The organism is Caballeronia sp. GAFFF2 (assembly GCF_023631485.1).
Lineage (GTDB): Bacteria > Pseudomonadota > Gammaproteobacteria > Burkholderiales > Burkholderiaceae > Caballeronia.
This window is the reverse complement of the sequence record NZ_JALQDA010000025.1, coordinates 1-14,790: the sequence shown is the minus strand read 5'-3', so window position 1 is coordinate 14,790 and position 14,790 is coordinate 1. Positions and strand designations below refer to the sequence as shown.

The window sequence follows — 14,790 nt, the reverse complement described above, 5'->3', positions numbered from 1 at the left end:
CAAAAGCGCCGCGCGGAACCTCGCGGGTTCACGCGCGGCGCGGCGCTGCATTCGAAGCCGTCAGGCGACGGCGTCGGCGGGCTGTCGGGTCATCAATGCCATCAACTGGGCAATTTCCTCGCGCATCTTGCGGCGATCCACGATCATGTCGACGGCGCCCTTCGTCATCAGGAACTCGGCGCGCTGGAAGCCTTCCGGCAGCTTTTCACGCACCGTCTGCTCGATCACGCGCGGACCCGCGAAGCCGATGAGCGCTTTCGGCTCGGCGATCACCACATCGCCCAGAAACGCGAAGCTCGCGGACACGCCACCCATGGTCGGGTCGGTCAGCACCGAGATGAACGGCAGTTTCGCCTCGGCCAATTTCGTAAGGAGCGCAGTGGTTTTGGCCATCTGCATGAGCGAAAGCAGGCTTTCCTGCATGCGCGCGCCGCCCGAAGCCGTGAAGCAGATGAACGGTACGTTCTGTTCGAGCGCATTGCGCGCGCCGCGCACGAAACGTTCTCCGACCACCGAACCCATCGAGCCGCCCATGAACGAGAACTCGAAGCACGCCACGACGCACGGTATGGTGTGGATTGCGCCGCCCATGACGACCATGGCGTCGGTTTCGTCGGTGTCTTCCATCGCCTCTTTCAGGCGGTCCGGATACTTGCGGCTGTCCTTGAACTTGAGGGCGTCGACCGGCAAGACTTCCTGGCCGATTTCATAGCGGCCTTCTGGATCGAGCAGACGATCGAGCCGCTCGCGCGCGCCGATTCGCATGTGGTGGCTGCACTTCGGGCACACATGCAGATTCGCCTCCACGTCGTTGCGGTACAGCACCGCCTCGCACGCCGGACACTTCACCCACAGGCCTTCGGGAATGCCCTTGCGGCTTTTGGGATCGGTCTGTTTGATCTTGGGCGGCAACAATTTGTCGAGCCAGCTCATCGAATTTCCTTCAGTGTTCAGACGGTCGCGGCGCCGCGCCGAGGGAATCCGGCGCGGCCGCGACTGCGTTTTTACTTGGCGGCGTCGAGCGCCGCTCTGATTTCCGCGATGAATGTCGTAAGCGACGCCGCGGCAATATCCGGCGGCGCCTCTTCGAGCAACTGCACGAGCCGGCTGCCGATGACCACGGCATCCGCGATCTCAGCCACCGCGCGGGCAGTTTGCGCGTCGCGGATGCCGAAACCCACGCCCACCGGCAGCGGCACATGCGACTTGATGGCCGGGATTTTACTCGCGATGCTGGAAACGTCCAGATTTGCCGCGCCGGTCACGCCTTTCAGCGAGACGTAATAGACATAGCCGCTCGCAATCTTCCCGACCGCCGCGATACGTTCGTCGGTCGAAGTCGGCGCCAGCAGGAAGATGGGATCGATGCCGGCCGCGCGCATCTTCGTGCCAAATTCCTCGGCTTCCTCGGGCGGGTAATCGACCACCAGCACGCCGTCGACGCCCGCTTCGTTCGCTGCCGCGGCGAAAGCGTCCGCGCCCATGCGTTCGATCGGATTGGCGTAGCCCATCAGGACGACCGGCGTTGTGTCGTTCGTCTGGCGAAAACGCGCGACATCGGCAAGCACGCGCTTGAGCGTCACGCCGCGCGCCAGTGCGCGTTCCGACGAGCGCTGAATGACAGGACCGTCGGCCATTGGGTCCGAAAACGGCACGCCCAGTTCGATGACGTCCGCGCCGCCTTTCGCCAGCGCGTGCATGAACTCGACGGTCTGTTCAGGGTTCGGGTCGCCCGCCGTGATGAACGGAACCAGCCCCTTCTTGCCTTCGGCGGCGAGTGCCGCAAATGTAGTTTTGATGCGTGACATGAGAAATTTCTCGCAGTCGTATTCGTGGGCGTCAAACGCCGTTGTGTCGGCATCTGACGCATTTCAGCGACGAAAATAGCGCTATCGGGCAGCTTCCGGTACGAGACTGACGCTAGGTGCGCGCAAAACCTGCAATCGATCCTCGCGTCCCTGCGCCGTGCGCTGTTCAGCGATCGCACAGTAGTCCGCGTTTATCTCGTATCCGGTGAAGAGCCGTCCGTGACGCGCGCAGGCAACACCCGTGGTGCCGCTGCCCATGAATGGATCAAGCACGCGGCCGCCCGGCGGGCAACTGGCAAGCACCATCCGTTCGATGATCTCCAGCGGCTTTTGTGTTGGATGATCGACCCGTTCCGCATGCTGCCGGTGCAAACGCGACACCGACCACACGTCTTTCGGGTTGTAGCCCATCTCCAGCCACTTGCTGCCTTCGAAAATCTTGCGCGAGCGCGCCTTCTTCGTCACTGCGTCGTAAGGAATGCGCACTGGATCGAGATCGAAGTAATAGTCCTTCGATACCGCGAAATAGCCGATGTTGTCATGCACCGACGAGAATTTTCGCGTCGTTCCGCCCATGCTCGGTACACGCCGGTCCCAGACGATCTCATTGACCATCATCAGGCGGCGCTTGAGAAACACGAACAGCTCTGGCGAATACTGCCAGGTGCAGAAGATATACATCGAACCGCTTCGCTTGAGCTTTGGCAAGGCCAGTTCAAGCCAGCCGTACGTCCATTCAAGGAAGGCGTCTCCGGACCGCATGTCCGAGTCGTTCCCGTAGTCCTTGCCCAAACCATAGGGCGGGTCCGCGACGATCAAGTCGATCGACGCGTCGGGAATGGTCGCGGCATCGGCCAGGAAATCGCGATTGCGGATATCGATGTCGGCGCCCGTGAGCGCGCCGACGGACAACGGTTCGTCGATGACAGTGCGCATCCGGCCGCTCAGAACTGAATGCCCGATCGCTCGGCGACCGTGTGCATGTCCTTGTCGCCCCGGCCCGACAGGTTGACGAGCAGCACCTTGTCGCGCGGCAGCGTCTTAGCGAGCTTCGCGCCATACGCCAGCGCGTGACTCGATTCGAGCGCCGGGATGATGCCTTCGATGCGGCAGCAGTCGTGGAAGGCCTTGAGCGCTTCCTCATCCGTGATGCCGACATACTCGGCCCGTCCCGCGTCCTTCAGCCATGCGTGCTCGGGACCGACGCCTGGATAGTCGAGACCCGCCGAAACCGAATGCGTCTCGATGATCTGGCCGTTGTCGTCCTGTAGAAGATAGGTGCGATTGCCGTGCAAAACGCCGGGACTACCGCCCATGAGCGAGGCTGCGTGACGGCCGGTGTCCATCCCGTCGCCAGCTGCCTCGACGCCAATCAGACGCACGTCCTTGTCGTCGATATAGGGATAAAAGATGCCCATCGCGTTCGATCCACCGCCTACGCACGCTATCACCGCGTCCGGCTGACGACCGGCCATTTCGGGCATTTGCACCTTGCATTCGTCGCCGATCACACGCTGGAAGTCGCGCACCATCATTGGATAAGGATGCGGGCCCGCCACCGTGCCGATAATGTAGAACGTGCTCTCGACGTTCGTCACCCAGTCGCGCATGGCTTCGTTGAGCGCGTCTTTCAGCGTCTTCGAGCCCGATTCGACCGGCACGACCGTCGCGCCCAGCAGCTTCATCCGATACACGTTCGCAGCCTGACGGCGCACGTCCTCGACGCCCATGTACACCACGCATTCCATGCCGAAGCGGGCGGCAATGGTGGCGGTTGCAACACCGTGCTGACCTGCGCCCGTCTCGGCGATCACACGCTTCTTGCCCATCTGGCGCGCAAGCAGCGCCTGGCCGATCACGTTGTTGACCTTGTGTGCGCCGGTGTGATTCAGGTCCTCGCGCTTCAAATAAAGCTGCGCGCCGCCAAGCATTTCGCTCCAGCGCTTTGCGTGATAAATCGGGGAAGGGCGACCCACATAATGCTTCAGTTCGTAGTGATACTCCGCCTGGAACTCGGGATCTTGCTGAGCGGCTTCATACGCGACGCGCAACTCATCGAGTGCGTGGATGAGCGTTTCAGACACGAAAATGCCGCCATATTGGCCGAAATGGCCTCTTTCGTCTGGTAAGTTGTACATTACGTCACTCTTCGGTGGTGAAGCGCCATTGCGGCGAATTCACATTTTTATTCAGTTGGCATCCGCTTCGCGCACCGCGCGCACGAATGCCGCCATCCGGGCGGGATCTTTCACGCCCTTGGCGCCCGGCGTTTCGATGCCGCTTGAGACATCGACCGCGAACGGGCGCACGCGCCGGATGGCTTCACTGACGTTTTGCGTGTTCAACCCACCACTCAAAACGGCCCGATGCCCTAGATCTGTTGGGATAAGTGACCAATCGAATATCTTCCCGCCGCCGCCAAAGCCCTCGACGAGCGCGTCGAGAAGAATGCCGCCAGCATCTGCAAATTTAAGAGACGATTCTATCAAATCGCTCGTTGCAGCATCAGGCCCGATTCGCAATGCGCGCCAATAGGGCAAACCCGCAATCGCGGCCAACTCGGCGCATTGTTCGGGTGTCTCGTCGCCGTGAAACTGCAAAATGGACAGAGGAACGTTCGACGTGACTTCTCTCACCCATTCCGGCGTCGCGTTGACGAACAAACCGACTGCCGACACGAGGGGCGGCACATGCCGAGCCAGTTCGACCGCTTGCGCGACGCTCACCGAACGCGGACTCGGTGGATAGAAAACGAAGCCCACGGCGTCCGCGCCGAGCGCCACGGCGTGGCGCACGTCTTCGGCGCGGGAAAGTCCGCACAGCTTGATTCTCGTTCGATGAAGATCCCGTTCGCTCATTTCTCGTTCGCCCAGACGGCGCTCCACGGCATGCTTTCGATATGCGCAGGCGGCACCGCGAATTGCGCCGGATAACCGACTTCCGCCAGATATAGGCCGTCCGGCATGAAGGTCGGCGCGGCGATACGACGGTCGCGCGCGGCGAGTACGTCGGTCATCCACGAAACCGGATGTTTTCCCCGGCCAATGGCAACGAAGCATCCCATTAGATTGCGTACCATGTGATGCAAAAACGCGTTGGCGCGAAACCGGAAGTGCACGAAGTTGCCCTGCTCGCGTACATCGATCCGATACACATGCTTGACCGGCGTTTTCGACTGGCAATCCGCCGCGCGGAACGACGAAAAGTCGTGCTCGCCGATAAGACACGCCACCGATTCACGCATCGCGCCGACATCCAGTGGCGTGTGCACCCAGCCAGCGCGTTTCGCGAGCATGGGTGAACGGACCGCATTGATGTACAGCACGTAATAGTAAGTGCGTTCGAATGCGCTGAAGCGGGCGTGGAAGTCGTCGGGCATCGGCTTCGCCCATTGCACCGCGATCGTTTCCGGCAAAAACGCATTCGTGCCGCGCACCCAGGAAAACTCGGTACGGTCGAGTTCCGTGTCGAAGTGCACGACTTGGCCCAGGCCGTGAACCCCGGTATCTGTCCGTCCGGCGACGACCGTCTGCAAACGAGTCTGCGCGAACTCCCCGAGCGCGCGCTCGAGTTCGTCCTGCACCGTGTTGCCATGCGGCTGAGATTGCCAGCCGGAAAACGCCGAGCCGTCGTACTGAACGCCTAATGCAATGCGCATTTCAAGAATGCGGCGCGAGCGTCGAAAGCAACGCGGCGGCTTGCGGACGCGTGGCTGAATCGTTCGAGGCGAGCACTTCCTGAAGCAACGTGCGCGCGCCCGACAAATCGCCCAGTTCGATGTATTCGGTCGCTAGTTCGAGCTTGTTTCGCGCGATCGTCGCGAGTTGCGAAGGCGTCAGCGCCGGCAACGGTGCAGTCTGGCTCGCCGGCAGATTCAGGTCGAAGTCGAGGCTCAGCGGGCCGTACTGGGTGGCTCCGAGGCCGGCCACCGCCGCGGCGCCTGCAGTGCCGGCTTCGATCTGAGCGACGACGGAATCCCCTCGCGGCACGGGCGGCAAGTCCTCGTGAGCCGTCTGCGCGTGGGCCACCGGCTGCGGGATGAACGGCAACGGCGCCGCGTCAGCGGACTCACGGGGAGCGGCTTCAAGCGCCTGCGGCGGCGAACTCGCCAAATCATGAGGCGCGTTCAGCGTCAGTTCGAGACGCGGCGGCAGACCGAGTTCGAGCGAGTCGAGCGCCTGGATTGCTTCTTTTGGAAACTTGGGCATCGGGAAACGATGACCGGGCGATGGATCGTCGTCGAGTTCCGGCTCGGGCGGCACGTCGAGCGCTGCGTGCTCGATCTCGCGCTGTTCTGCCGCGCGCTGCTCGGCGGCTTCCTCGGCGGCCGCACGCGCCTGAGCTTCGCGCAGTTCGGCTTCGCGAGCGATGATCTCGCGCGCGGCCGCCTCGCGGGCCTGTTCCGCGTGCTCGGCGGCATCGCGCGCTTCGGCTTCGCGCAATTGCGTTTCGCGAGCGGACAGATCGCGGGCGAGCGCCTCGCGGGCCGCGAGCTCACGTGCGCGCGTCTCCCGTTCCTCGGCTTCCTGATGCGCAGCCTGTCGCGCGGCGGCTTCGCGCTCCTGTTCTTCCCATTTGCGCGCTTCGAGCGCGGCGGCCTGGCGTGCGGCAATTTCGCGGGCATGCGTTTCGTGCGCGTCGGCATCGTTCGATGATTCTTCGCGCGCAGATGGTACGAATTCCGCGTGCAAAGCGGCGGGCGTCGCGGGAACGAACGGCTCGGCTTGCGACGCCGGATTCCTGGCCGACGGCGTCATGCGCGCGACCGCGTCGTCATCGGACGGTGTGGGGAAGACTTGCGCCGCGTCGTAATCCTCGATGCTCGCCGCCACCGCGTTCAGTTCCGACTGATCGTCGCGCTGAACCGCCTTGCCATCTACGCTCGCCACGGCGATAGCAGCCAAACGCTCGCGCTCGCGTTGCTGACGCAGCTTTTCGTTACGCGCGGCGGCGTCTGCTTCCGCTTCTTCCATCGAGGAAAAGGTTCGCGGCGCGCGCGGGTCCGCTGCCGCTCTCGCCGCTTCGAGTTTGGCGCGATTACGCCTTCTGATATACCACTGGCCGAATATGACACTCAGCCCAGCCAGCCCACCAAGGAAAATCCTGGGGTCCGAAAGCGGCGACCCGGTCGCGGGCGCCGCAGCGGAAGTGGCGACCTCGGGCTTCGCGGGCGCCATTGTGGTACTTGCCTCGGACGCCGGCGCAACGGCATTCGGCGCGCTCGCAACTAGCGCGGGATTCGAGGCTGCCTCGGGCGGCGCGGGTTCGCTCGCGACGTCTTGAGTCGCCGACGCCGGTGCAACGCCAGTCGCGGATGCGCTCGCCGTCGCGTTTTCCTGCGGGACCGGCGCTGGCGTCGATGCGGGCGCCGAGACTGGCGCGGACGCTCCGCCCGCATCCGATGCCGGCACGTTCAACACCGAACCGAGCTTCAACCGGTTGATGTCGTGCCCGGCGAACGCGTTCGGATTGGCTTCGAACAGGGCGCGCGCCATCTTTTCCTTGACGGCCCGTTCCTTGGAACCGGTGAGTTCGCCGGCGATATCGCTCAGCGACTGACCGGGCTTCACCGCGTACTGCTGCGTAGCGCCTGCTGCAACCTCGCTCGCCTGCGCGAAAGCCGCGCCCGGATGCGCGGCGAGCACCGCGGACGCGACAATGCCAGCCGCAGCGAACGCCGCGCGCGATGGCGTGTTGAAAGACCGGCCAGGTCGATGAATCATTGAAACTCCAGGGAACGGCGAAGGTTGAATCGAAACACTGCCATGACAAACGCGCGCGGGTGGATTTTTCGTCGAACGGTCACGCGGACACGTTCCATGACAAAACCGGCTGCACAAACGAAAAAGCGCCGCGATAAACGCGACGCTTCTCGTCAAGCCGCGCTCATAAGCGCGTAGTTTACTTTACTTGTCCAACAGAATGCGCAGCATGCGGCGCAGCGGCTCGGCAGCACCCCACAAGAGCTGGTCGCCGACCGTGAACGCGGACAGATATTCACCGCCCATGGCGAGCTTGCGCAGACGGCCAACCGGCACCGTAAGCGTGCCCGTAACGACTGCAGGCGACAGATCGCGGATGGATGCTTCGCGCTCGTTCGGCACGACCTTCACCCAGTCGTTCGCCGATGCCAGGATGCCGTGCACTTCGTCGAGCGGCACGTCCTTCGCGAGCTTGATGGTCAGCGCTTGCGAATGGCAGCGCATGGCGCCGATCCGCACGCAAAGCCCATCCACGGGAACCGAGCCCGGCTGACCCATTGCGGGCTTGCCGAGAATCTTGTTGGTTTCCGCGCCGCCCTTCCACTCTTCCTTCGACATGCCGTCGCCGAGATCCTTGTCGATCCACGGGATCAGCGAGCCTGCGAGCGGCACGCCGAAATTGTCGACGGGCATGCGTTCGCCGTTCATTGCAGCCAGCACGCGGCGGTCGATATCGAGGATGGCGGAAGACGGGTCGGCCAGGTCTTCCTTGGCCGCGCCGTAAAGCACACCCATTTGCTGCAGCAGTTCGCGCATGTTCTGCGCACCCGCGCCGGATGCGGCCTGATACGTCATGGCCGTCGTCCATTCGACGAGGTTTTCGCGGAACAGGCCGCCGAGCGCCATCAGCATGAGGCTGACCGTGCAATTGCCGCCGATGAAATCGCGCCCGCCCTTGACGAGCGAGTCCTTGATGACGTTCAGGTTGACCGGATCGAGAATGATGACCGCGTCGTCCTTCATGCGCAGCGCCGAGGCCGCGTCGATCCAATAACCTTTCCAGCCCGCCGCGCGCAGCTTCGGATACACCTCGTTGGTGTAGTCGCCGCCCTGACACGTGATGATGGCGTCGCATTTCTTCAGGTCGTCGATGCTCGTCGCGTCTTTGAGCTTAGTCTCGTTCTTGGCGAACGACGGCGCGTTGCCGCCCGCATTGCTGGTGCTGAAAAACACCGGTTCGATCAGGTCGAAGTCGCCTTCCTGCTGCATGCGCTGCATCAGGACGCTGCCGACCATGCCGCGCCAACCAACGAGACCTACGTTCATGACTCACCCTTCCAGTGGTAGCTTCCCCGCATCCTTACCCGGCGTGGCCGCGCGGGGAAGACGCTCGGACACGAGGGACGATCAGCGAATCGTGATCGCTTTGATGGAGGTTTTCGTAATGCGCGTTTTGGCGACGCCAACAATGGCGTGACCGCGCGTGCTGATGGCGAGACCCGTCGCGCTGACTTTTGAGCCGCGTCCGATGGATTCCAAAGAGAATTGAGAGTTCTTCGCCATAGCAAAACAGTCTACACGATAACCGGGCTATTTCGTGAATCACGAACCGAATCGCCGCGAATCGTGCCGTAAAACGGGTAAAAATAGGATAAACGTCACGATCGGCTGCATTTGTCGCAACAGCCGATCGCGAGTTTTTTTAGAGCGCCTTGAGCACCGCGTCGCCCATTTCCTTCGTGCCGACGACTTTGCCGTCGGGCGTCGCGATATCGCCGGTGCGATAGCCCTGCTCCAGGACCTTCTTCACCGCGCTTTCGATACGGTCGGCTTGCTCCGTCTTGCCGAGCGAGTAGCGCAGCATCATCGCGGCCGAGAGAATGGTCGCAAGCGGATTGGCCACGCCCTTGCCCGCGATATCCGGCGCCGAACCATGCGACGGCTCGTACAAGCCCTTGTTGTTCTTGTCGAGCGACGCCGAAGGCAACATGCCGATGGAACCGGTGAGCATCGCGGCTTCGTCGGAGAGAATGTCGCCAAACATGTTGCCCGTCACGACCACGTCGAAAGCCTTGGGCGCCTTGACCAGCTGCATCGCCGCGTTATCGACATACATGTGCGACAGCTCGACGTCCGGATATTCCTTGGACACGTCGATCATGATGTCGCGCCAGAATTGCGATGTTTCGAGCACGTTCGCCTTGTCCACGCTCGTCAACTTCTTCTGACGCTTTTGCGCAGCTTGAAACGCGACATGCGCAATGCGCCGCACTTCCGGTTCCGCGTAACGCATGGTGTCGAAGCCTTCCTGCGCGCCTTCGAACAAGCCGTCCGGCGCAGCACGCACGCCGCGTGGCTGACCAAAGTAGATGTCACCGTTCAGTTCACGCACGATCAGGATATCGAGCCCCGACACAATCTCGGCCTTCAGCGACGAAGCACCCGTCAATTGCGGATAGCAAATGGCCGGACGGAAGTTCGCGAACAGTTGCAGATGCTTGCGCAGACCGAGAATGGCTTGCTCCGGGCGCAACGCGCGTTCGAGCTTGTCATACTTCCAGTCGCCGACGGCGCCGAAAAGGATCGCGTCGGCGTCCTTGGCGAGTTGCAGCGTCGCATCCGGCAGCGGATGGCCCTTCGCCTCGTAACCCGCGCCGCCAACGGGCGCTTCTTCGAGTTCGAACTTCTCACCAAGCGCGTTCAGCACCTTGACCGCCTCGGCGGTGATTTCCGGACCGATACCGTCGCCGGGGAGGACTGCAATCTTCATGTCTCGATTCCTTATTCACAGGACGCGCTCCGCGCTTGCGGAGCTTCCCGGTTTGGTTCGCGCCGTCGTGTCGGGTTTCCCGGACACGAACAACGTCACTAAAAGCGCGCCTGCATCTGAGCGCAGGCCGAATACAGGCTCTTATCCAACCAGCCGATTGTTCAGCCACGGCTGTTTCGTCAGCCGTTCCGTCTCGTACTGACGAATCTTGTCCGCGTGGCGCAGAGTCAGCGCGATATCGTCGAAGCCGTTCAGCAGACAGTACTTGCGAAAGCCCGGGACTTCGAAAGAATACTCGGTGCCGTCGCCCGTACGCACGACTTGCGCTTCGAGATCGACGGTCAGCGTATAACCCACGAACGCGTTGGTCTCGTTGAACAGCTTGTCCACTTGCTGCTCCGTCAGCGCCACCGGCAGCAGCCCGTTCTTGAAGCAGTTGTTATAGAAAATGTCCGCGAAGCTCGGCGCGATGATCGCGCGAAAGCCGTATTGATCCAGCGCCCACGGCGCGTGTTCCCGCGAGCTGCCGCAGCCGAAGTTCTTGCGCGTGAGCAGAATCGACGCGCCCTGGTAACGCTGCTGATTCAGCACGAAATCCGGGTTCAGCGGGCGCTTGCTGTTGTCCTGTCCCGGCTGGCCGACATCGAGATAACGCCATTCGTCGAACGCGTTGGGACCGAAGCCGGTGCGCTTGATCGACTTCAGGAACTGCTTCGGAATGATCGCGTCCGTGTCGACGTTTTCGCGATCCAGCGGCGCCACGAGGCCGCTATGCACAATGAATTTTTCCATGACGCTTGAGCCCTTTGTCTGTTGCAGATCCGGCAATGCTTGGCGCGCCTTGCCGGATGAATGCGGCTCGCCTACTTAGCCGCGTTGCTGATCGAATTGCCCAGATGCTGCAAATCTTCGCCGAAACCGTGCATCGTGTTGCAGCCCGCGAGTGTCAGTGTGAGCAGACAACCGGCGGCAACCACGAGCGAGAGTAGATTTCGCTTCATCGCACCGAGTCAGGCGAGCTTGCGAACGTCGACGAAGTGACCTTCGATTGCAGCGGCGGCCGCCATTGCCGGGCTCACCAGATGCGTGCGTCCGCCCGCGCCTTGACGGCCTTCGAAATTGCGGTTCGACGTCGATGCGCAGCGCTCGCCCGGATCGAGCCGGTCCGCGTTCATGGCAAGGCACATGGAGCATCCCGGCTCGCGCCATTCGAAGCCCGCGTTCGTGAAAATCTTGTCGAGCCCTTCCCGCTCAGCCTGCGCTTTCACGAGACCGGAGCCCGGCACGACCATCGCCAGACGAATGTTCGATGCCACGCGGCGGCCGAGCGTCTTCACCACATACGCGGCGGCGCGCAGGTCTTCAATACGCGCATTCGTGCACGAGCCGATGAAGATTTTGTCCGGCTTGATGGCCTCGATTGGCGTGTTCGGTTGCAGCGCCATGTAGTGCAGCGCGCGTTCCATGGCGTCGCGCTTGACCGGATCTTTTTCACGCTCGGGATCGGGCACGCGGCCATCGACCGACGTGACCATTTCCGGCGACGTGCCCCACGTGACTTGCGGCACGATTTCGGCCGCATTGAGTTCGACCACGCGGTCGAACTGCGCGTCTGGGTCCGACTTGAACTGACGCCAGTACTCGACCGCCTGATTCCACTCGACGCCCTGCGGCGAGTACGGACGATCCTTGAGATAGTTGATCGTGGTGTCGTCGACGGCCACCATGCCGGCGCGCGCGCCCGCTTCGATCGCCATGTTGCAGACCGTCATGCGGCCTTCCATGGTGAGCGCGCGGATGGTCGAGCCGCCGAATTCCATGGCGTAACCGGTGCCCCCCGCCGTGCCGATCTTGCCGATGATCGCGAGCACGATGTCCTTCGCGGTGCAGCCGCGCGGCAATTGGCCTTCGACCTTGATGAGCAGGTTCTTGCTCTTCTTCTGCAAGAGCGTTTGCGTGGCGAGCACGTGCTCCACTTCCGAGGTGCCGATGCCGTGCGCGAGCGCGCCGAACGCGCCGTGCGTGGAGGTGTGCGAGTCGCCGCAGACGATGGTCATGCCCGGCAGCGTCGCGCCCTGTTCCGGCCCGATGATGTGCACGATGCCCTGACGCAGATCGTTCATCTTGAACTGAGTGATGCCGAAGCTATCGCAATTGGAGTCGAGCGTATCGACTTGCAGCTTCGACACGGGATCAGCAATGCCGTGGGAACGGTCGGTGGTCGGCACGTTGTGGTCGGACACGGCCAGGTTCGCGCTGATGCGCCACACCGGGCGCTCGGCCAGCTTCAAGCCTTCGAAGGCCTGCGGGCTCGTCACTTCGTGCAGCAGGTGACGGTCGATGTAGAGGATCGACGTGCCGTCCTCTTCCGTGTGGATCACGTGTGTGTTCCACAGTTTGTCGTAGAGAGTCTGTGCCATGTGAGCGCTTTGGAGTGTGACTGCGGGGTTTTCAGTTTGACGACTTGTGAGTCGATTATGCCACTCTCAAGGAGCGCGTGGATAGTACTAGGCTACGGAAAAATCCATTAAAAACAGTGGGTTGGGTGGTGGGTTCGGTACCTGGATCAGCGATACCCGGATAGAAAGACGGACGAGGAAGAAGCCAAAAGCAAAAAGCCCCGGCAATCACTTGCCGGGGCTTTCATCCAACCTAACCTGCATGCGCTTAACGCTTGTCCAGCGCCTTTGCATCACGCGGCGTTTGACCAATGAACAACTGACGCGGACGGCCAATCTTTTGTTCCGGATCGGCGATCATCTCGTTCCATTGCGCGATCCAGCCAACCGTACGGGCCATTGCAAAGATACACGTGAACATGGACGTCGGAATGCCCAGCGCGCGCTGCACGATACCCGAGTAAAAGTCTACGTTCGGGTACAGCTTGCGCGACACGAAGTATTCGTCTTCCAGCGCGATCTTTTCCAGTTCCATCGCGAGCTTGAAGAGCGGGTCGTCATGCAGACCGAGCTCGTTCAGCACTTCGTGGCAGGTTTCGCGCATGAGCTTCGCGCGGGGATCGTAATTCTTGTAGACGCGGTGGCCGAAGCCCATCAGCTTCACGCCCGAGTTCTTGTCCTTCACCTGCTTGATGAACTCGGCGATGTTGTCGACCGAGCCGATTTCTTCCAGCATGTTCAGCGCGGCTTCGTTCGCGCCGCCGTGCGCCGGGCCCCACAGACACGCGATACCAGCTGCGATACACGCAAACGGATTGGCGCCCGACGAACCCGCGAGACGCACCGTCGAGGTCGACGCGTTTTGCTCGTGGTCCGCGTGCAGGATGAGGATACGGTCGAGCGCGCGCACCAGCACGTCGTTGACTTTGTACTCTTCGCACGGGTTCGAGAACATCATGTACATGAAGTTCGCGCTATACGACAGATCGTTCTTCGGATAAACGAACGGTTGACCGATGCTGAATTTGTACGCCATGGCCACCAGCGTCGGCAGCTTGGCGATCATGCGGATGGCCGACACTTCGCGATGACGCGGGTCGTTGATATTCAGCGAGTCATGGTAGAACGCCGACAGTGCGCCGACTGCGGCGACGAGGACGGCCATGGGGTGCGCGTCGCGACGGAAACCGCGGAAGAAGAAGTGCATTTGCTCATGCACCATCGTGTGGCGCGTGACCGTATCCACGAATTCCTGGTTCTGCGCGGCGGTCGGCAATTCGCCCTTCAGCAGCAGATAGCAGGTTTCGAGGAAGTCGGCGTTCACCGCCAGTTCTTCGATCGGATATCCGCGATAGAGCAGTTCGCCCTTGTCGCCGTCGATATACGTGATCGCGGAATTGCACGCTGCCGTCGACATGAAGCCCGGGTCATACGTGAACTTGCCGGTCTGACCGTACAACTTGCGAATGTCGATCACGTCCGGGCCCATGGTGCCCTTGTAGATCGGCATTTCGACGCTCGGCGAGTTGTCGCTGAACGATAGCGTGGCTTTAACATCTGACGGGGTCATAGCACATCCTCAATCGAAGTATGGATACAGGTTCTCGATAATTTGCACGACGGAAGCTGCGCGGCACAAACTGTACTGTGGGCCTCTTGCGGCCTTAATTCGTTTATTTCGGCTTATTGTGCAGAACTCCGTGGATTCCTGCTGAAATCACACGGTACGCAGCATACCTAGCAGACGGATTACATCGGGCGTCGCAAGCTCGCCTTCGGGCTCGGTGCGCGCCAGCAACAAATCCATCAGTTCGTTGTCGCTCAGCTCCAGCAGACGGGTCAACGCGAACACGTCGGCGTCACTGAGGTCATGCTCATATCGGCTGAAAAAACGCTCGAAGATCAGATCGTTTTCCAGCAGGCCGCGCCGCGCACGCCAGCGAAGACGCGCGCGGCGAAGGGGGTCGGACTGATGCGGACTGTCGTCCGCGGTATTGCTTGAATTGTCGACCATCTCTTAGCCCATCTCAGACAGCGCGGCGCACCATCAATTCCTTGATCTTGCCGATCGCCTTGGTCGGGTTGAGCCCCTTCGGGCACACGTCGACGCA

General features: G+C 61.7%; 14 protein-coding genes and 1 pseudogene. All 15 read right to left on the bottom strand.

Annotated elements, in window-relative coordinates; translation table 11 throughout:
• Window positions 1-60 precede the first annotated feature (60 nt).
• Window positions 61-933, bottom strand: a complete 873-nt coding sequence (accD, locus tag NCT04_RS15940) for an acetyl-CoA carboxylase, carboxyltransferase subunit beta (RefSeq protein ID WP_244829127.1) — start codon at window positions 931-933, stop codon at window positions 61-63.
• A gap of 71 nt (window positions 934-1,004) precedes the next feature.
• The gene (gene trpA, locus NCT04_RS15935) at window positions 1,005-1,808 is read right to left on the bottom strand and encodes a tryptophan synthase subunit alpha (RefSeq protein WP_250466484.1); all 804 of its coding nucleotides are present in this window, start codon (window positions 1,806-1,808) and stop codon (window positions 1,005-1,007) included.
• Window positions 1,809-1,889: 81 nt separating this feature from the next.
• Entirely contained in the window at window positions 1,890-2,744 is an 855-nt protein-coding gene (locus NCT04_RS15930; protein WP_250466483.1) for a DNA-methyltransferase, read from the bottom strand.
• Window positions 2,745-2,752: 8 nt separating this feature from the next.
• Complete coding sequence (gene trpB, locus NCT04_RS15925) at window positions 2,753-3,946, bottom strand: tryptophan synthase subunit beta (protein WP_244829123.1); 1,194 nt, start codon at window positions 3,944-3,946, stop codon at window positions 2,753-2,755.
• Window positions 3,947-3,997: 51 nt separating this feature from the next.
• Window positions 3,998-4,666 (bottom strand): phosphoribosylanthranilate isomerase, encoded by a 669-nt coding sequence (locus NCT04_RS15920; RefSeq protein WP_250466482.1) that lies wholly within the window; start codon window positions 4,664-4,666, stop codon window positions 3,998-4,000.
• Entirely contained in the window at window positions 4,663-5,466 is an 804-nt protein-coding gene (gene truA, locus NCT04_RS15915; protein ID WP_250466481.1) for a tRNA pseudouridine(38-40) synthase TruA, read from the bottom strand. The genes NCT04_RS15920 and truA overlap by 4 nt, the downstream gene beginning before the upstream one ends.
• A 1-nt stretch (window position 5,467) precedes the next feature.
• On the bottom strand, window positions 5,468-7,531 hold the full coding sequence (locus NCT04_RS15910; RefSeq protein WP_250466480.1) for a motility hub landmark protein FimV: 2,064 nt from the start codon (window positions 7,529-7,531) through the stop codon (window positions 5,468-5,470).
• A gap of 183 nt (window positions 7,532-7,714) precedes the next feature.
• A complete protein-coding gene (gene asd, locus NCT04_RS15905) occupies window positions 7,715-8,836 on the bottom strand; it encodes an aspartate-semialdehyde dehydrogenase (protein ID WP_244829118.1) in 1,122 nt (373 codons plus the stop codon).
• Between the two features lie 376 nt (window positions 8,837-9,212).
• Window positions 9,213-10,280 carry a 3-isopropylmalate dehydrogenase gene (leuB, locus tag NCT04_RS15900; RefSeq protein WP_250466479.1) on the bottom strand — a complete coding sequence of 356 codons (1,068 nt, stop codon included), beginning with the start codon at window positions 10,278-10,280 and terminating at the stop codon, window positions 9,213-9,215.
• Between the two features lie 141 nt (window positions 10,281-10,421).
• The gene (leuD, locus tag NCT04_RS15895; protein ID WP_244829115.1) at window positions 10,422-11,072 is read right to left on the bottom strand and encodes a 3-isopropylmalate dehydratase small subunit; all 651 of its coding nucleotides are present in this window, start codon (window positions 11,070-11,072) and stop codon (window positions 10,422-10,424) included.
• A 71-nt stretch (window positions 11,073-11,143) separates the two neighbouring features.
• Window positions 11,144-11,281, bottom strand: a complete 138-nt coding sequence (locus NCT04_RS15890) for an entericidin A/B family lipoprotein (protein ID WP_250466478.1) — start codon at window positions 11,279-11,281, stop codon at window positions 11,144-11,146.
• A gap of 9 nt (window positions 11,282-11,290) precedes the next feature.
• On the bottom strand, window positions 11,291-12,700 hold the full coding sequence (leuC, locus tag NCT04_RS15885) for a 3-isopropylmalate dehydratase large subunit (protein ID WP_244829113.1): 1,410 nt from the start codon (window positions 12,698-12,700) through the stop codon (window positions 11,291-11,293).
• 247 nt (window positions 12,701-12,947) lie between these two features.
• Window positions 12,948-14,249, bottom strand: a complete 1,302-nt coding sequence (gltA, locus tag NCT04_RS15880) for a citrate synthase (RefSeq protein ID WP_244829112.1) — start codon at window positions 14,247-14,249, stop codon at window positions 12,948-12,950.
• Between the two features lie 147 nt (window positions 14,250-14,396).
• A complete protein-coding gene (locus tag NCT04_RS15875; RefSeq protein ID WP_250466477.1) occupies window positions 14,397-14,693 on the bottom strand; it encodes an FAD assembly factor SdhE in 297 nt (98 codons plus the stop codon).
• Window positions 14,694-14,706: 13 nt separating this feature from the next.
• Window positions 14,707-14,790 (bottom strand): annotated as a pseudogene (sdhB, locus tag NCT04_RS15870) (succinate dehydrogenase iron-sulfur subunit); the annotation flags it as partial.